Origin of the sequence: Exiguobacterium sp. SH1S1, assembly GCF_004337245.1 — a bacterium.
Classification (GTDB): Bacteria; Bacillota; Bacilli; order Exiguobacteriales; family Exiguobacteriaceae; genus Exiguobacterium; species Exiguobacterium aurantiacum_A.
Genome location: NZ_SJUZ01000001.1, coordinates 216,750 through 232,963, shown reverse-complemented (window position 1 = coordinate 232,963; position 16,214 = coordinate 216,750). Strand labels below are relative to the sequence as shown.

General features: G+C 51.4%; 22 protein-coding genes. 20 read left to right on the top strand and 2 right to left on the bottom strand.

From position 1 onward, the window contains the following. Positions 1-9: 9 nt before the first annotated feature. From EVJ23_RS01270 to EVJ23_RS01255, 4 genes are all read left to right on the top strand, one after another. The gene (locus tag EVJ23_RS01270) at positions 10-1,026 is read left to right on the top strand and encodes a M42 family metallopeptidase (RefSeq protein WP_131463754.1); all 1,017 of its coding nucleotides are present in this window, start codon (positions 10-12) and stop codon (positions 1,024-1,026) included. A 2-nt stretch (positions 1,027-1,028) separates the two neighbouring features. Next, complete coding sequence (locus EVJ23_RS01265) at positions 1,029-1,223, top strand: YqgQ family protein (protein WP_070327032.1); 195 nt, start codon at positions 1,029-1,031, stop codon at positions 1,221-1,223. A 93-nt stretch (positions 1,224-1,316) separates the two neighbouring features. After that, positions 1,317-2,279, top strand: coding sequence for an ROK family glucokinase (locus tag EVJ23_RS01260; RefSeq protein WP_304984974.1), 963 nt, complete (start codon positions 1,317-1,319; stop codon positions 2,277-2,279). 223 nt (positions 2,280-2,502) lie between these two features. Further along, positions 2,503-4,416 (top strand): LTA synthase family protein, encoded by a 1,914-nt coding sequence (locus EVJ23_RS01255; RefSeq protein WP_131463750.1) that lies wholly within the window; start codon positions 2,503-2,505, stop codon positions 4,414-4,416. A gap of 91 nt (positions 4,417-4,507) precedes the next feature. Here EVJ23_RS01255 and EVJ23_RS01250 read toward each other — a convergent pair whose 3' ends face one another. Then, positions 4,508-4,687, bottom strand: coding sequence for a DUF2759 domain-containing protein (locus tag EVJ23_RS01250; protein ID WP_070327033.1), 180 nt, complete (start codon positions 4,685-4,687; stop codon positions 4,508-4,510). Positions 4,688-4,844: 157 nt separating this feature from the next. Between EVJ23_RS01250 and EVJ23_RS01245 the strand changes: the two genes are divergently transcribed. Further along, a complete protein-coding gene (locus tag EVJ23_RS01245) occupies positions 4,845-5,465 on the top strand; it encodes an MBL fold metallo-hydrolase (RefSeq protein WP_131463748.1) in 621 nt (206 codons plus the stop codon). Positions 5,466-5,504: 39 nt separating this feature from the next. On the opposite strand, the gene EVJ23_RS01240 is transcribed toward EVJ23_RS01245, so the two are convergent. Continuing rightward, positions 5,505-5,768: a DUF2626 domain-containing protein gene (locus EVJ23_RS01240; RefSeq protein ID WP_070327035.1), complete on the bottom strand. Its 264-nt coding sequence runs from the start codon at positions 5,766-5,768 to the stop codon at positions 5,505-5,507. Positions 5,769-6,033: 265 nt separating this feature from the next. On the opposite strand from EVJ23_RS01240, the gene EVJ23_RS01235 reads away from it, so the two are divergent. The 15 genes from EVJ23_RS01235 (at position 6,034) to EVJ23_RS01165 (ending at position 16,209) form a co-directional block, all read left to right on the top strand. Continuing rightward, a complete protein-coding gene (locus EVJ23_RS01235; protein ID WP_016510368.1) occupies positions 6,034-6,405 on the top strand; it encodes a Spx/MgsR family RNA polymerase-binding regulatory protein in 372 nt (123 codons plus the stop codon). Positions 6,406-6,464: 59 nt separating this feature from the next. Further along, positions 6,465-7,283, top strand: coding sequence for an ATPase, T2SS/T4P/T4SS family (locus tag EVJ23_RS01230; RefSeq protein ID WP_236633685.1), 819 nt, complete (start codon positions 6,465-6,467; stop codon positions 7,281-7,283). Further along, a complete protein-coding gene (locus EVJ23_RS01225; RefSeq protein ID WP_070327037.1) occupies positions 7,253-8,230 on the top strand; it encodes a type II secretion system F family protein in 978 nt (325 codons plus the stop codon). The genes EVJ23_RS01230 and EVJ23_RS01225 overlap by 31 nt, the downstream gene beginning before the upstream one ends. 14 nt (positions 8,231-8,244) lie before the next feature. After that, positions 8,245-8,568: a prepilin-type N-terminal cleavage/methylation domain-containing protein gene (locus EVJ23_RS01220; protein WP_083273936.1), complete on the top strand. Its 324-nt coding sequence runs from the start codon at positions 8,245-8,247 to the stop codon at positions 8,566-8,568. Beyond that, positions 8,565-9,002 carry a prepilin-type N-terminal cleavage/methylation domain-containing protein gene (locus EVJ23_RS01215; RefSeq protein ID WP_131463744.1) on the top strand — a complete coding sequence of 146 codons (438 nt, stop codon included), beginning with the start codon at positions 8,565-8,567 and terminating at the stop codon, positions 9,000-9,002. Before EVJ23_RS01220 ends, EVJ23_RS01215 begins: the two co-directional genes overlap by 4 nt. After that, on the top strand, positions 8,989-9,225 hold the full coding sequence (locus EVJ23_RS01210) for a hypothetical protein (RefSeq protein ID WP_070327040.1): 237 nt from the start codon (positions 8,989-8,991) through the stop codon (positions 9,223-9,225). The genes EVJ23_RS01215 and EVJ23_RS01210 overlap by 14 nt, the downstream gene beginning before the upstream one ends. Next, positions 9,161-9,655: a hypothetical protein gene (locus EVJ23_RS01205; RefSeq protein ID WP_131504703.1), complete on the top strand. Its 495-nt coding sequence runs from the start codon at positions 9,161-9,163 to the stop codon at positions 9,653-9,655. The genes EVJ23_RS01210 and EVJ23_RS01205 overlap by 65 nt, the downstream gene beginning before the upstream one ends. Continuing rightward, positions 9,619-9,921: a hypothetical protein gene (locus EVJ23_RS01200; protein ID WP_070327042.1), complete on the top strand. Its 303-nt coding sequence runs from the start codon at positions 9,619-9,621 to the stop codon at positions 9,919-9,921. Before EVJ23_RS01205 ends, EVJ23_RS01200 begins: the two co-directional genes overlap by 37 nt. Beyond that, entirely contained in the window at positions 9,914-10,399 is a 486-nt protein-coding gene (locus EVJ23_RS01195; RefSeq protein WP_236633366.1) for a shikimate kinase, read from the top strand. Before EVJ23_RS01200 ends, EVJ23_RS01195 begins: the two co-directional genes overlap by 8 nt. Further along, positions 10,396-10,734, top strand: a complete 339-nt coding sequence (locus EVJ23_RS01190; protein WP_070327043.1) for a hypothetical protein — start codon at positions 10,396-10,398, stop codon at positions 10,732-10,734. Before EVJ23_RS01195 ends, EVJ23_RS01190 begins: the two co-directional genes overlap by 4 nt. 147 nt (positions 10,735-10,881) lie before the next feature. Beyond that, complete coding sequence (gene gcvT, locus EVJ23_RS01185; protein ID WP_070327044.1) at positions 10,882-11,955, top strand: glycine cleavage system aminomethyltransferase GcvT; 1,074 nt, start codon at positions 10,882-10,884, stop codon at positions 11,953-11,955. Positions 11,956-11,980: 25 nt separating this feature from the next. Then, entirely contained in the window at positions 11,981-13,318 is a 1,338-nt protein-coding gene (gcvPA, locus tag EVJ23_RS01180; protein ID WP_131464900.1) for an aminomethyl-transferring glycine dehydrogenase subunit GcvPA, read from the top strand. Further along, on the top strand, positions 13,318-14,793 hold the full coding sequence (gene gcvPB / locus EVJ23_RS01175) for an aminomethyl-transferring glycine dehydrogenase subunit GcvPB (protein WP_201739210.1): 1,476 nt from the start codon (positions 13,318-13,320) through the stop codon (positions 14,791-14,793). The genes gcvPA and gcvPB overlap by 1 nt, the downstream gene beginning before the upstream one ends. Before the next feature lie 167 nt (positions 14,794-14,960). Then, on the top strand, positions 14,961-15,272 hold the full coding sequence (locus EVJ23_RS01170; RefSeq protein WP_236633684.1) for an ArsR/SmtB family transcription factor: 312 nt from the start codon (positions 14,961-14,963) through the stop codon (positions 15,270-15,272). After that, positions 15,265-16,209 (top strand): permease, encoded by a 945-nt coding sequence (locus EVJ23_RS01165; RefSeq protein WP_131463736.1) that lies wholly within the window; start codon positions 15,265-15,267, stop codon positions 16,207-16,209. Before EVJ23_RS01170 ends, EVJ23_RS01165 begins: the two co-directional genes overlap by 8 nt. The last annotated feature ends 5 nt before the right edge of the window (positions 16,210-16,214 follow it).

Below are 16,214 nucleotides of genomic sequence, written 5' to 3'. Positions count from 1 at the left end.
AGTAACAACATGATTGATACGTTAAAACGATTAGTAGAGATCCCGAGTCCTTCTGGAATGACGCACGAAGCAGTCAGTTACGTCGAACGTGAGCTCACGGACCTCGGGGTTGAGACGAGCCGGTTGAGAAAAGGTGCATTGTTGGCCAAGTTTCCTGGACAAAGCGGGCCGGCCCGTCTTTTGACCGCCCACGTCGATACGCTCGGTGCGATGGTGAAGGAAGTGTTGCCGAGCGGACGCTTGCGGCTGACGCAAGTCGGCGGTTACGCTTGGACCGCGATCGAAGGTGAGAACTGTCTCGTCCATCGCGAAGCGGGCGAGGCATTGGACGGGACGATCCTCGTCCATCAATCGAGTGTGCACGTCTATAAAGACACGAACAGTGCCGAGCGGACGGCGGCGAACATTGAAGTACGTCTCGATGCCGACGTTCATACGGCGGACGACGTCCGAGCGTTAGGAATCGAAGTCGGGGACTTCGTCTCGTTCGATCCCCGTTTCAAACAGACGGAGACGGGTTATATTAAATCGCGTCATCTTGACGACAAGGCGTCGGTCGCCATCCTGCTCGATTTGGCGCGTGACTTGGTCAAAGCGGACTTGCCACATACGGTCTACTATTTAATTTCGAACTATGAAGAGGTCGGTTTTGGCGGGAACGCAGGGATCCCGGACGAAGTTGACGAGTACATCGCAGTTGATATGGGGGCGCTCGGGGACGGGCAACACTCGGACGAGTACACGGTATCGATCTGTGCCAAAGATTCTTCAGGACCGTACGATCTCGAGTTGCGTCGTCAGTTCACAAAGCTTTGCCGCGACCACGACATTCCGTTCAAAGTCGACATTTATCCGTTCTACGGTTCGGACGCATCAGCTGCGATCCGGGCCGGCTATGACGTAAGACATGCGCTCATTGGTCCTGGGATCGAGTCGAGCCACAGCTATGAGCGGACGCACCAAACATCGCTCGAGGCGACACGAGCGTTGCTGTATCGCTACGTATTGACCGCGATGGGGGAATAATAATGAGAAACTTTTATGACGTGCAACAGTTTTTAAAATCGTTTGGCACGATTATTTACATCGGAGAGCGTGACGCCGAGATCGGTCTCATGATGATGGAGTTAGACGAATTGAACGCCGGTGGGATGATCGAACAGCGCGAGTATGACACGGCAAAGATTATTCTGACGCATGAACTAAAAAATTCAATAGATTGACAGAAAAACCTCTTGTGCAAATGTTTGCACAAGAGGTTTTATAGTGTAGACTATTGGATGAAAGCGATTTATTTGAGACGAGGAGTGGAATGCATGAAGTGGTTATTAGGAATCGACATCGGTGGGACGACGGTGAAAATGGCCGTCTTGGACATGAACGGGATCATTTCAGATAAGTGGGAGATCAAGACGGACATCCGTGATAATGGGGTACATATCCCGACTGATATCGCCGCCTCGTTTGAAGCGTACCTTCAGCAATCCGGAAAAGCGAAGCAAGATTTTGCGGGTGCGGGAATCGGAGCTCCAGGATTCATCAACTTCTCAGAAGGTGTCGTCGAATACTCGCCGAACATCGGATGGAAGAACTTTGAGCTCGTCGGCGAATTCGAGAAAGCAGTCGGATTGCCGGCCGTGCTCGAGAATGACGCGAACGCGGCCGCGCTCGGTGAGATGTGGAAAGGCGCCGGTGAAGGAGCGTCTGAACTGCTCGCGATCACACTCGGTACGGGTGTCGGCGGCGGTGTCATCACGAACGGGAACATCGTCCATGGGGCGTCCGGCATGGCTGGTGAGATCGGGCATATCACGGTCGAGCGCGACGAGGCGAAAGCGGTCATGTGTGGATGTGGGCGCAAAGGCTGCATCGAGACGATCGCCTCAGCAACCGGTATCGCCCGTCTCGCCTTACAAAAGCGTAAAGGGAGAACGACGTCATTGAACGAGTTAGGTGAAGTGACGGCTCGCGATGTGTTTGAAGCCTATAAAGCGAAAGACGAGGTCGCGACAGAAGTCGTTGAAGAGATGACGGAATATCTTGGGTTGACGATTTCAAACATCGCCAACACGTTGAACCCTAAAATGATCGTGATCGGCGGCGGCGTTTCAAAAGCGAGACAAGCTTTGCTCGAGCCGCTCGATGAACAATTTAAGCGGTTTGCCCTTGAACGGGTATATACGTCGACGACGTTCAAAATTGCCGAACTCGAGAATGACGCCGGGGTCATCGGCTGCGCTTGGCTGGCACGAAAACATTTTTTGCCGACTAGAGTCTAACCTGTAAAGCACACATGCGATCTCGCATGTGTGCTTTTGACGTACAAAGGGAATTGTAAAGGTGTGGTTGATTTTTTGTTAAAAAAGGGGTAAGATTTGGACTTGATACTGGACTGTTACCGTTAGTGAAATAGATAACAAGCCAACTACATGTTATTGAACTTATTCATGGCGCATCCTGCTTGAGGACGTCTTAAAACTGAAAAGAGGAGGAGGCCGTCAGATGAAGTCATCTCAAAGCTTATCGAAGCTGACTATGCGACTGAATGAAACGGTCCGCGCTTCGTTTCAAGAATATCGGTTATTTTGGATATTTAGTTTATTACTTTGGACGAAGACGTACGTAGTTTACCAATTTTTCTTTAACATCCCGATTGAAAACACAGCTCAAGCATTCATCTTGTTGATCAGTCCGATCAGCTCGACCTTGTTCTTGTTCGCTTTTAGTTTCTTCTTTAAAGGAAATAAGCAAAAGTGGGTGCTGTACACCCTTTATGCGGTCGCCTCGTTCCTGTTGTTCGCGGACGCTGTCTACTACCGCGAGTTTACGGACTACTTGACGATGCCTGTCATTTTGCAACCGTCGAACATGGAGACGCTGTCGACTTCATTCATATCACTGCTTGAATGGAAAGACTTGATCATTCTTGGGGACGTGCTCGTCTTGCCGTTCGTACTATGGAAGATCAATACGTTGCAAACCGCCGCGTCTCACCGCCGGGCGCTCATCACGTTCGTGGCAGCTGTCGCCGTGTTCTTGTTCAACATGTCGCTTGCTGAGACGGAACGCCCTGAACTGTTGACGCGTTCGTTCGACCGTGAGCTGCTCGTCAAAAACATCGGGACGTTCAATTTCCACGTCTATGACGCGATGCTTCAAACGAAGACGTCCGCGCAGAAAGCGATGGCCGATGGGTCGGAGTTAGCCAAGATTGAAAAGTATACCCGCCAAAACTATGCGGCGCCGAATCCGGATTTGTTCGGAAAATATAAAGGTAAAAACGTGGTCGTCGTCTCGCTCGAGTCGACACAAAACTTCACGCACAATATGAAAGCCGCGAACGGCGAGTATATCACGCCGAACTTGAACAAGCTGATCGAAGAGTCCCATTACTGGCCAAACTATTACCATACGGTCGGGCAAGGGAAAACGTCAGACGCCGAGTTCGCCCTCGACAATTCGCTGTATGGCCTGCCACGTGGAGCCGTTTACTTCACGAACGCCGATAATGAGTACCAAGCTCTTCCTGAACTGATCAAAGAAGAGAACTATTATTCAGCCGTGTTCCATGCGAACAACAAATCGTTTTGGAACCGCGATTTGATGTACAAGAACACCGGCGTCGACATGTTCTATGATGAGAAGAGTTACGACCTTGGGAATCCTGAGGACATGACGGAGTGGGGCTTGTTGGACGATAGTTTCTTTGAACAATCGATTCCGATGCTCGAGGAACTCCCGCAACCGTTCTATGCGAAGTTCATCACGCTCACGAACCATTTCCCGTATACGATGCCGAGCGAGGATTACGAACTCGTGCCGAAATTCGAGACGAACTCGACGACGCTTAACAACTTCCCGCAGGCACTCGCTTACCAAGACTATGCGCTTGGCCTGTTCATCGATGAACTGAAACAGAACGGGATGTGGGAAGATACGATTTTCGTTGTGTACGGTGACCACTATGGCATTTCGACAAACCATAACGACGCGGTGGCCGGCTTGCTCGGTAAAGAAGAGTTGACGCCGTATGATGTGGCGAAACTTCAACAAGTACCGTTCGCCATCCATTTGCCGGGCCAAGAAACAGGCGAAGTCCATGAGACGATCGGAAGTCATATCGACATGAAGCCGACGCTCCTGCACTTGCTCGGCATCGATACGTCGGACTTGGTCGGGTTCGGGAACGACTTGTTCGCTGAAGACCGCAACAGTCGCGCCATCTTCCGAGACGGCACGGTCGTCACGGACGATTACGTGTGGACGCAATCGATGTGTTACGATGCGACGACTGGAGAAGCGGTTGAAGATACGACACTTTGCGGACCGGTCACGGAAGAAGCCGAAAAAATCCTGCAAATGAACGATGACTTGATCTATTCGGATTTGCTTCGCTTTAAAGAACAAACCGATTAATAATCAAGAGCTAGCGCTGACCGTTAAACGTCAGCGCTTTTTTTACGGAATAAAAAAAGACGACCGCAGTCGTCTTCGTGGTAAGTCAACATTAACCTGGGATTCCACCGAAAATCAATGTTGCGACGCCAAAGAATCCAAAGACGAGCGCGGTGATTCCGGCAAACGCAAGTGGAAAGAATTGGCGTTTTTTGAATGAACGGGCCATCCCCCAAAGTGCAACGAGTGCTACGATGAGTGAAATCCATCCAAATGGCTCATACAAATGCATGACGAGTTCCCCCTTTATTATACGTCATGAAATTCATAAAAATTTCACTGAAATATCACTATTATTTTATCCGAAATAACACACGCTGTCGAGCAAAGGTTGCCACCGCTACAATTTTGCCACAATATCGTTTAGAATGGTTGTGGAGGTGTTCTAGATGAATATTGTAAAAATCACATCGGGCCTTGCCCAAGAGAACGGATACGTGCTCGAACAAGACGGAACGGTCGTTATCGTCGACCCGGGCACGGACGACCCGAAATTCTTTGAGGCGGTGGAACGTTTCGGCGGATTGAACGCCATTTTGTTGACGCATGCCCACTTTGACCATATCGGCGGCATCGATGCGCTGCGCGATCGCTATCCGGTGCCGGTCTATGTTCATGAAGCCGAGCGGTCATGGCTCGCCGACGGTGAAAAGAACGGGGCGGCAAAGTTCCATCTGCCCCACTCATCGATGCGACCGGCCGAACGAACTTATCAAGGTAAGGAGCTAGAGATTGGTGCGTTTACAATCGAGTTGCATCACACGCCGGGTCATTCACCGGGGAGTGTCACCTTGCACATCCCGAGCGAACGTGTTGCCTTTTGCGGGGACTTGATCTTCAAACAATCGGTCGGTCGGACCGATCTATTCGGCGGCGACCAATCGACGCTCCTCGGATCGATCGATCGGATGCGTCAATTATTGCCGGCCGAGACGGTGCTCTATTCAGGTCACGGACCGAAGACGACACTCGAAGCTGAAATTCGTTCAAATCCATTTTTTGAACGGTGAACATAAAAAAAGATTGTCTCAACGAGAGACAATCTTTTTTTACATTTGGAAGTTACTCCAATACGTGAAGACGACGAAGAAAACAGTCAAGTAAGCGCCGAACACGTATACATACGTTTTTTCAGTCAGTTTCAAGTAGCCTAGTGCGACAAAGAAAATTGTTTGAGCTAAAAAGACAAGACCCATTACGACGAAGTCACCAGTATGTTCGCTACTGCTTTGATCTCCACCGAGTGCGCCCACGAAAGCCAGCGCCGCGATCAACCCAGTCCAAAAGCCTAGGACACGGAACATTCTCGCCATGTTAATCCCCCCATACGTACATTATTCCATTCTCATTCACTATTTTACCAACACATTCAGAAAAATGCTATGAAAACGTGTGAATTGAGCAAAATAATCGTGAAAAATATGTGAAATCGATATGTTATATAAAGTTGTACAAAAATTCAAAAAAGGTTGTACAAACTATGTACAAAAAGAGGAATAGGTTGTATAATCAACTTACAAACATTGAACGGAACAGGTTGTCAAATAAAAGGAGGCGCTGAAAGTGGCAAGTGAACTTATGTTTTATACGTATCCAAGCTGTACGTCGTGTCGAAAAACGAAAGCGTTTTTACAAGAGCAACAACTTGATGTGAACGAACGCCATATTTTCCGAGACGCTCCGACGGTAGACGAACTCTTGACGCTACTTGCACTTAGCGAAGACGGAGTCGATTCACTCCTAGCAACGAGAAGTCAAGCGTTCAAACAGCTCAACGTTGACGTCGATGAATTGAAACTGAGCGAATTGCTGAAGTTGATGAGCGAAAATCCGAAGCTGTTGAAACGCCCGATTTTGACAGACGGTAAAGAAGTCATTGTCGGCTACGACAAGGCATCAATCGAGACGTATGCCCGCCGCCATGATTTGACTTCGGTAAACGTTTCATAAGACAAGTCCACTTTCCTAAGAGTGGGCTTTTTTTTATGCTCATTTATGAGGTGGGGACAATGAAACTGGTGATTGATCGATTGATTAAAGCGGCGCGACGGCTCGAGGCGAGCGATGTCCATTTCATGCCAGGCAAAGACGCCGTTATCGCACAGGCGCGTCACGGGACGTCGATCACAAAGCTTGAGACGATACCACGTCCAGACTACGAACGGCTCACATTACATATGAAATATTGGTGTTCGCTCGCTGAAACGGATCATCGGGTTCCGCAATCCGGGATATATGATCGAAACGAAGAAATGATCAGGGTCACGTTTTTGCCGTCATTTACTGATGTGCTCATGTCATGGCGTCTGCCGAACGTCTCGTTCCAACTTCAAGAGTTGTTATCTGAAGTGGATGTGTTGCGTTTTCAAGGCATGGCTGAGCTGCGGCACGGCTTGTTTTTAATCGGTGGCGCGACGGGGGCCGGAAAAACGACAGTCCTCTATGCTTTTCTTGAAAGTTTGAAGAACCACCGGATCGTGACGATCGAAAACCCTCCCGAACAGCAATTGACGGGTGTGATCCAGCTCGAGGTGAATGTATTGGCAGGACTGGATCATAGACGTTTGTTGAAAGAAACGTTGCGAGCCGACCCGGATATCATCGTTGTCGGGGAGGTGCGGACGAGTGAAGAACTGCTTGTCGCGCATGATGCGGCACTGAGCGGACATTTGACGATCGCGACGTTTCATACGGCGAGTATCGAAGACGGTGAACGCCGTCTCGAACAGTTGATCGGCAAAGTAGAGGTGCCGCGCCATTGGTGTGTGTTGCAGCGGAGAGAGGAGGTGACTTGCTCATGGTCGATGTCCGTTCCAGTAGGGAGCTGAACACGATCCGGCGCTTCCTGCGACTGCAAGCACGAGGGGTCGGGTTGAAAAAGACGTTCGAGACGCTCGAGCTGCATGAGCGGGGGAAGCAAAAACAACTGATTCGTGCGATGCGGCAAAAGCTCGAGAGTGGTCTGGCACTCGCCGACGTATTCTCAGAACTCGTCACGGATGCCCGCATGCGAGACATGCTCGTCACGGCGGAACGGGGACATCATTTCATTGAAGGTCTAGAACAAGTGCTTGCCTTATCGATGATGCGTCGAGGCCTGCAGCAAGAGTTAAAACAACTGGCGAGGTATCCGCTCGTCATCTTGACGATGCTTTTAGGGCTTGGTGCCATTTATGCGCTGTACATCTTTCCGAAATTGCTCTCAATGGTGCAGGTCGACGATTTAGACGGAATCAGCGCCATCCTCTTGTCACGAAGTTTTTTCCCGGGCTTGTTCGTCGCGCTCGTTTTGACAGGTGGCTGGGGCTATTGGGTCGTGAAGCGAGGCCGGTCCGTCCCGATCCGATTCGTCGAGCGGGGAAGACGACTGTATATCACGTATTTGTTTGTCAGCGAACTGTCCTTACTGAGTGAAGGGCAAATTTCGGTTCGTCACGTCATCGAGCGTCTCTCTCACGGGGACGGGGAAGTGGCGCAAATCGCCCGGCGCATCCATGACCGGATGTCTGGTGGGATCGAGTTGGAGGCGGCGGCCCGAGAGGAACGTCTGCTCGATCATGAAGTCGTCAGCTTGTTCGGGGTCGGAACGGTGAGTGGAGACCTCGGGTTGATAATGGCGTTACATCGAGACTTGATCTTTGAAGAGATGGAACTGTATTGGAAGCAACTGATTGCCAAGACGGAGCCTCTCTTATATGGCTTCTTGACCGTCATGGTGACGATGATGTTCTATACGATTTATTTGCCGGTCAAATTGATCATGGCCCAACTATGAGGAGGAGAATTATCGTGGCAAAACTCAAATCAGACTGTCAGGCAGAGCAAGGATTCACACTCGTTGAAATGGCGGCAGTGTTACTGATCATCTCGGTCTTGTTGCTGCTACTCGTCCCGTCTATGTCGGACGGGAAGTCACGGGCGGATAGCGTCAGCTGTGAAGGGAGCGTACGGATTGTCGAATCTGAAATCAATTTATACTATGCGGAACATAAGGCGTATCCAGAATCACTCGCCGTCATCAAACGTGCTTCGACCGAGAACCCGCTCGAATATAGCTGTCAGTCGATGACGTACACGTACACGCCGAGCACAGGTGCGTTGGCGCTGAAATGAGACAAGACGGCTATACGCTCGTCGAGATGGCTTGGGTACTCGTCGTCCTGTCGCTACTCCTTTTAGTGGCGACGCCTACCGTCCGTTCGATGGACCGGCTCGCGCTCATCGACTTCACGGAGGCGCTCGTCCAAGACATCGCCGAGGTCGGCCAGTATCCGTATGTGGCCGCCGATGAAAAATGTGTCCCGCGCTTGAGATGGTACATGAAAGAACGGCGGTATCACATCACGTGCGGGACGACGTCGATCACTTCAGGCGTCGTTCCCGACGGTGTCGAGATGAGCCTGCCGACAACGAACGAAATCGTCTTTTCAAAGTCGGCGGCGACGTATGCCGGGCAGTGGAAATTTTACACGGGCCAAGTCGCGGTCACGTTGAAGTTCAGGATGGGCACGTATGAGCCGGAGGTGATCCGTAGTGGGGGAGGATGAACAAGGCGTCACGTTTTGGGAAGTTTGTTTAAGTCTAGCCCTCCTGCTCGGATGGGTCGGTGTGATTGCGCCGTTCGTTACGGCCGGTACGGAGCGGGTGGAGCGTCTCGAGGCGACGGTTCGGACTTATGAACGGCTTCAAGGGGAGGTGTTGCTCGATGCGGCCGATCCAAGCGGTGAAGTCGAAATTTGTGAACAAGACATATGTCTGCCGACACTCTGAGGGTGGCTTCACGTTGCTCGAGATGACGTTCACATTATTGTTGCTCCCCTTGTTCATCGGGCTGCTCGTCCACTTTTTAGCGCTCGGGGAGGCGTTTTACGAACAACCGCGCGGTCAAGTGAACACGACACCACAACTCATCGTCCGCAAACTGTTCGACAGTCGTGACTGTCAGGTGCAAGAAGGTAGACTCGTCGGTACGTACGTTCGACCCGATGAGACGACGTGGACGTGGACGCTCAAGCAGATCAATCGGAACTTAGTCATGGTAGGCGAAGAAGGAGGGAACTTGTTATTTATAAGAGGAATCGATGGTTATCGCGTCGAACCGTTAGGAAACGGCTACCGGATTCAGTGGACCGACTCGATCGGCCCGCGGGAGAAGTCCGTGATGTGCATGCGCTCGGGTTCTTCGTCATCTCTACGTTAGTCCTCTTGACGTGGCTATTAGCTGCAGCTTTGTTTTGGTATACTGATATCGAACGAAGCACGGAACGTCTGACGCTCGAAATTTTGGCGATTCGCTTCGAATCCCATCTCATGGTCGCCAAACATTCGTGCCAGACAGAAGCAGAGATCATCGTCAAACCGACCGGTACGATTTTCTGCCGACCGCTCGGGCCAGGGACGACGGAGGTCGAGATCCGGTTGAAGACGGGAGAAAAGCATAAAGAGGTGATTTATTTCGATGACTAGACCGTTTTACATCATCGGGTTTATGGGTACAGGTAAATCAAGCTTAAAACGATATCTTGAAAAATCGAATCATGTCATCGATTTGGATGAAGCGCTCGAACGGCATCTTGGGATGGGTTTACCTGCTTATTTCGCCCGACACGGTGAGAGCGCGTTTCGGGCCGAAGAGACGGCGATGCTTCGAAACGTTCATGCGGACTATATCGTGACAGGTGGAGGAATCGTCGAGCGCTCAGAAAATATCGAATGGATGCGGCGGCATGGGCGCATCGTTGCCCTTGAGTTGCCGTTCGAACTGTGTTGGGGGCGCATTAAAGACTCGGACCGCCCGCTCGTGCAACTTGGTAAAAGGAGCGTCGAGGCGCTATACGAGCGCAGGCGTCCGCTTTACGCTTACGCCGATGTGACAATCGACGCCTCATTGAGCTCGGAAGCGATTGCTTGTGAACTAGATCGGTTGAAGGAGGAAGACAGATGATTTGGATTAATCTTGGTATTATCGTGCTCGCACTCGTCGGGCTAGGTGGATACGGATTTTTATTGTATCGGAACAAAATGAAGACCGATCTGCGCCGTGTGAAACGGTTGACGGAACGGTTTACGATTCGAATGAATGTGATTCAAGGCTTGGTCGGTGAGATCAAACAGCACATCGACACGGTCAACGCATCGGTGAAGCAAATGAAGGCTTATTCGGTTAAAGTGAAAGACGAATCGCTCGAACTGAAACAGGCAACGGTCGGCCTTACGAAGGAAATTAAGCGGACCGCTGGAATCGATCGTTCAGGCGTTTCCACTGAGACTGAAATATGAAATAATGAGGATGAAAACGTTTTCGTTTTCAATCCTCTTTATTTTTGCCCATTTTTGCTAGGCAGCGCGTCAAAAAATTGATAGAGTGGAATAGAAAACGAAATATTTCATCAAATGGATTAATTACGTTCGGGATTGGGGGATATTATGGAGAAGTTAACGTTGAAACGTACGCCTTTGTACGACCTGATTTCTACGAAGGCGAAGATGGTGGATTTTGCGGGGTTTGAGATGCCCATCATGTTCTCGTCAATCAAAGAAGAGCATCAAGCGGTTCGGGAGCGGGTTGGCATGTTCGATGTATCGCACATGGGGGAAATTCGGATTGAAGGTCCGGACGCGTTCGAAAACGTCCAACGTCTTGTGACGAATGACGTCTCGAAGCTGAATATCGGGCAAGCGCAATACAACTTGTTTTGTTTACCTGACGGCGGGGTCGTCGACGACCTGCTCGTCTATCGGCTCGATGAAGACGCGTATTGGCTCGTCGTCAACGCCTCGAATATTGAAAAAGACGTGGCCCACGTCCGTCGATACGTATCAGGGGACGTCACTGTGACTGATGAATCGGATGCGTACGGTCAAATCGCGATCCAAGGTCCGATTGCAGAAACAGTACTCGGACGAATCACGGACTTACCGCTACATGAGATCAAGTTCTTCCGGTTTTTGAGCGGCGACGTTGCCGGTGTACCAGCAATCGTCTCGCGGAGTGGCTATACAGGTGAGGATGGGTTCGAAGTATACGCCCGGGCCGAAGATGTCGCGAAGATTTGGACTGCGCTCGAAGCAGAACAAGTGACGCCGTGCGGGCTCGGTTCACGTGACACGCTCCGTTTTGAAGCTTGTCTGCCGCTGTACGGGCATGAGTTAGACGAGACGGTGACGCCGTTCGAGGCCAACTTGAACTTTGCGGTCAAGCTCGATACCGACTTCGTCGGGAAAGATGCCCTCGTCAAACAAAAAGAAGATATTCCGCGCCGTCTGATCGGCTTGAAGCTACTCGGCCGCGGGATTGCCCGACAAGGTGCGCCCGTCTTGTTTGACGGCGAGACGATCGGCGTCGTCACGACGGGAACGATGCCGCCGACCGTCAACGAATCGATCGCTTGGGCCCGGATCGATCGCCGGTTTGTCGAACAATCAAACTTCATCGTCGAAGTTCGGGGCAAACAAATAGAAGCCGAACGTGTGCCGACACCGTTCTATAAACGTAAATGATACAGGGGGATTCAGAATGAACAGAATGGAATTTCGTTATTTACCGATGACCGAGCAAGACGAACGCGATATGCTCCAGACGATCGGTGTCGAATCGATCGAAGATTTGCTTGAAGATATCCCGGCCACGCTCCGGGAGACGGCATCGTTATCTGCCATCGGCGCTCCGCTCCCAGAAGTCGATCTTGTCCGCCACATGACGAAGCTTGCCGAGAAGAACCTTCACACGAAATCACATCCGAGTTTTCTAGGAGCCGGCATGTACGACCACTTGTCGCCAAGCGTCATGAACCATATGTTGCTCCGTTCTGAGTTTTACACGGCGTATACGCCGTATCAACCTGAAATTTCACAAGGTGAACTGCAAGCGATGTTCGAGTTCCAGACGATGATTTGTGAACTGACGGGGATGGACGTCGCCAACTCGTCGATGTATGACGGCATTACCGCACTCGCGGAAGCGACTTACCTCGCGAGCGCTCATACGAAGAAGAAACGTGTCATCGTCTCCGGTGCTGTTCACCCGGAAGCGAAAGACGTCATCCGCACATACGCGGATGGACCGGGACTTTCGGTTGAATATACGCATGTTGCGGCCGGCGTGACGGATTTGACGGACGTCGATTTGACGGACGCCTCGTGTCTCGTCGTTCAGTACCCGAACTTCTACGGTCGCGTCGAGGACTTGGCGACGCTCGCGAAAGCGGCCCATGATGCCGGTGCGCTCTTTGTCGTATCGAGCAACCCGCTCGCACTCGGTATTTTAGAGTCTCCTGGTGCGCTCGGGGCCGATATCACGGTCGGCGATGCCCAACCGTTCGGGATCCCGCAAAGTTTCGGTGGTCCATCGTGTGGCTACTTCGCCGTCAAAAAGGCGCTCATGCGTAAACTGCCGGGTCGTCTCGTCGGTCAGACGGTCGACGAGGACGGGAAACGCGGCTTCGTCTTGACGCTACAGGCACGGGAACAGCATATCCGCCGCGATAAAGCGACATCGAACATCTGCTCGAACCAGGCGCTCAATGCGCTCGCCGCCTCGATCACGATGTCCGCGCTCGGGAAATATGGGATTCGTGACATGGCCGTCCGCAACATTCAAACGGCCCACTATATGAAAGAAGCACTGAAGTCGGCCGGTTACCCGATCATCGACGAAGGACCGATGTTCAACGAGTTCGTCGTCGATTTCGGTACCGATGCCGAAACCGTGTCACGCCGCTTGCTTGACAATGGCATCATCGGTGGATTGCCGCTCGGAACGTATGATGCTGATCGTCAAACACAGATGTTGCTATGTGCGACCGAACTGCGCACGAAAGAAGAGATTGACGGATTTATTGAAGTGGTTGGGGGGACGAACTGATGCAACACGAACAAACGCTCATTTTTGAAGTGTCACGTGCCGGACGGACCGGTTATAACTTGCCGACACCGACCGTGCCAGAAGTTGATATCGAGGCGCTGTTACCGGCGTCGATGATTCGTCAAGAGGCGGCCGAACTGCCGGAAGTGTCGGAACTAGATGTCGTTCGTCACTATACGTCGCTGTCGACGCGGAACCATGGTGTCGATTCCGGCTTCTATCCGCTCGGATCATGTACGATGAAATACAACCCGAAAGTGAACGAAGATATGGCACGTCTGCCTGGGTTCGCCCACATCCACCCGCTCCAACCGATCGAATCGGTGCAAGGGGCGCTCGAGATGATGGTCGACCTTCAAGACCAGCTCGCTGAAATCACAGGGATGGACGAAGTGACGCTCCAACCGGCAGCCGGTGCCCACGGGGAATGGACCGGACTCATGTTGATCAAAGCGTTCCACCAGCATAACGGCGATATGAATCGGACGAAAGTACTCGTCCCAGACTCGGCGCACGGAACAAACCCGGCCTCGGCCGTCGTCGCCGGATTCGAGACGATCACGGTCAAATCGGATGAGCGGGGACTTGTCGACCTCGCTGACTTAAAGGCGAAAGTCGGGGACGACACGGCAGCACTCATGCTCACGAACCCGAACACGCTCGGTTTGTTCGAGGCGGACATCCTTGAAATTGCCAAAGTCGTCCATGAGGCAGGCGGTAAACTGTACTACGACGGGGCCAACTCGAACGCGATTCTAGGGATCGCCCGTCCTGGTGATATGGGCTTTGACGTCGTCCACTTGAACTTGCACAAGACGTTCACAGGACCGCACGGCGGCGGCGGCCCGGGCTCGGGACCGGTCGGCGTCAAGCGCGACTTGATCCCGTACTTGCCGACACCGATCGTAAAAAGAGTGGATTCAGGTTTTACGCTCGATTACGATCGCCCACAGTCGATCGGACGCATCAAACCGTTCTATGGAAACTTCGGCATCAACGTACGCGCCTACAGCTACATTAAGACGATGGGCGCCGAAGGGCTGACGCGTGTCTCGCGCGAAGCAGTGTTGAACGCCAACTACATGTTCGCCCGTTTGAAGGACGCGTTCGATGTGCCGTACGACACGTACTGCAAGCACGAATTCGTCTTGTCGGGTAAACGTCAAAAAGCACTCGGTGTCCGTACGCTCGACATCGCCAAACGATTGCTCGACTTCGGATACCATCCGCCGACGATCTACTTCCCGCTCAACGTCGAGGAGTGCATCATGATCGAGCCGACCGAGACGGAATCGAAAGAGACGCTCGACGCGTTCTGTGACGCGATGCTCCAAATCGTCAAAGAGGCAGAAGAGAATCCGGAAATCGTTCAGACGGCGCCGCACACGACGGTCGTCAAACGACTCGACGAGACGCTCGCTGCCCGTAAGCCGGTATTGAAGTATGAGCGACGCCAACCATCGTCAATCAACTAAGCCAAAACCCGCTCGCAATTCGCGAGCGGGTTTTTGATTTGTGCCAAGATGAGTGGTTGTGACGATTGTATGAACTAAAAAATGTCTTAAATGTGAATAGTCGAACAAGTGTGTAGACTTGAAACTATATAACTAGCAAACTAGTTATATAAGAGGAGGTGATGAAGATGGAATGGACTTTGAAAACAGACGAAGAACTTCGCGAATCCTTACGTATCTGTCAATTTGATGAGGGAGAGCTCGAGCGACAAGCCGCCTTCCATAAAGGACTGGCAGATCCAACTCGGTTAAAGATCGTCCGCCTGTTAGGCATAGCCCCGATGTGCTTATGTGAACTGTCGAGCGCGCTCGAGGTGCCGAACTCTACGTTGACACATCACCTCCGTTTGCTAGAGCGTGGTGAAGTCATTCGCTCGACACGCTTGGGACGGAACACCGTTTTCCAATTGACAGAGAAAGAAGTGGGTGAACATGTTTGATCGGATTGGAGACTTTATCGCATACGACGTCCTTGATCTAAGTGGCCGTTTCGGTGAAGCTGTACAATTTTTCGTGATGGACGTCGTGAAAATAACCGTGCTGATGAGCATTATGATTTTTGTGATCGGATATATTCGCAGTTATTTCCCTGTAGAAAAAGTTCGCGACTATTTGAGTGGCAAGCGGAAAATTGGCGGATATATTGGTGCCGCTGGTCTAGGCGTCTTGTCACCATACTGTTCCTGCTCGACGATCCCCTTTTTCATCGGGTTCGTGGAAGCGGGTATTCCGCTCGGAATGACGTTCACGTTTCTCATCACGTCACCGATTGTGAATGAAATTTCCATCGTCCTTCTCATCTCGATGTTCGGTTGGAAGATCGCGTTCTTATATGTATTTGCAGGGGTGATGGTCGCATTGTTCGCTGGCCTGCTAATTGAAAAGTTACATCTTGAAAAGTATGTGCAAGACTACGTATATCAAATCAAAAGTCAACAAGTCGCGGTCACGGTTGAGTTATCACAAGCAGATCGTTTAGTGACAGCGCTCAATGGCGTCTATGAGACCGTGAAAAAAGTGGGACCTTATTTATTGATTGGGATTGCAATCGCGGCAGGGTTTCACGGGTTCATCCCGGCCGAGTTCATTATGCGTGTCGCAGGGGGAGATAACTGGTATGGCCCAATCGTTGGAACGTTGATCGGGGTCCCGCTCTATTCCAATGCGATCGGGACGTTGCCAGTCATCGAAGTGCTCGTAGGGAAAGGAATGGCGATCGGAACGGCTCTTGCGTTCATGATGTCGACCGTCGCTTTGTCTGTACCTGAAGGTCTACTGTTGAGCCGAGTGTTGAAGAAAGAGCTCGTCATCATTTTCTTTGTCATTGTGACGTTAGGGATCACGGTAATTGGTTACTTATTCAACTTTATACTATGAGGAGG

Excerpts from the sequence above, each read along its gene's own strand:
- EVJ23_RS01165 (WP_131463736.1), top strand. The coding sequence starts at position 15,265 with ATGTTTGATCGGATTGGAGACTTTATCGCATACGACGTCCTTGATCTA.
- EVJ23_RS01170 (WP_236633684.1), top strand. The coding sequence starts at position 14,961 with ATGGAATGGACTTTGAAAACAGACGAAGAACTTCGCGAATCCTTACGT.
- EVJ23_RS01215 (WP_131463744.1), top strand. The coding sequence starts at position 8,565 with ATGAGACAAGACGGCTATACGCTCGTCGAGATGGCTTGGGTACTCGTC.
- EVJ23_RS01255 (WP_131463750.1), top strand. The coding sequence starts at position 2,503 with ATGAAGTCATCTCAAAGCTTATCGAAGCTGACTATGCGACTGAATGAA.
- EVJ23_RS01230 (WP_236633685.1), top strand. The coding sequence starts at position 6,465 with ATGAAACTGGTGATTGATCGATTGATTAAAGCGGCGCGACGGCTCGAG.
- EVJ23_RS01205 (WP_131504703.1), top strand. The coding sequence starts at position 9,161 with ATGCGGCCGATCCAAGCGGTGAAGTCGAAATTTGTGAACAAGACATAT.
- EVJ23_RS01195 (WP_236633366.1), top strand. The coding sequence starts at position 9,914 with ATGACTAGACCGTTTTACATCATCGGGTTTATGGGTACAGGTAAATCA.
- EVJ23_RS01250 (WP_070327033.1), bottom strand. The coding sequence starts at position 4,687 with ATGCATTTGTATGAGCCATTTGGATGGATTTCACTCATCGTAGCACTC.
- EVJ23_RS01245 (WP_131463748.1), top strand. The coding sequence starts at position 4,845 with ATGAATATTGTAAAAATCACATCGGGCCTTGCCCAAGAGAACGGATAC.
- EVJ23_RS01265 (WP_070327032.1), top strand. The coding sequence starts at position 1,029 with ATGAGAAACTTTTATGACGTGCAACAGTTTTTAAAATCGTTTGGCACG.
- gcvPA (WP_131464900.1), top strand. The coding sequence starts at position 11,981 with ATGGAATTTCGTTATTTACCGATGACCGAGCAAGACGAACGCGATATG.
- EVJ23_RS01190 (WP_070327043.1), top strand. The coding sequence starts at position 10,396 with ATGATTTGGATTAATCTTGGTATTATCGTGCTCGCACTCGTCGGGCTA.
- gcvT (WP_070327044.1), top strand. The coding sequence starts at position 10,882 with ATGGAGAAGTTAACGTTGAAACGTACGCCTTTGTACGACCTGATTTCT.
- gcvPB (WP_201739210.1), top strand. The coding sequence starts at position 13,318 with ATGCAACACGAACAAACGCTCATTTTTGAAGTGTCACGTGCCGGACGG.
- EVJ23_RS01225 (WP_070327037.1), top strand. The coding sequence starts at position 7,253 with ATGGTCGATGTCCGTTCCAGTAGGGAGCTGAACACGATCCGGCGCTTC.
- EVJ23_RS01260 (WP_304984974.1), top strand. The coding sequence starts at position 1,317 with ATGAAGTGGTTATTAGGAATCGACATCGGTGGGACGACGGTGAAAATG.
- EVJ23_RS01235 (WP_016510368.1), top strand. The coding sequence starts at position 6,034 with ATGTTTTATACGTATCCAAGCTGTACGTCGTGTCGAAAAACGAAAGCG.
- EVJ23_RS01240 (WP_070327035.1), bottom strand. The coding sequence starts at position 5,768 with ATGGCGAGAATGTTCCGTGTCCTAGGCTTTTGGACTGGGTTGATCGCG.
- EVJ23_RS01270 (WP_131463754.1), top strand. The coding sequence starts at position 10 with ATGATTGATACGTTAAAACGATTAGTAGAGATCCCGAGTCCTTCTGGA.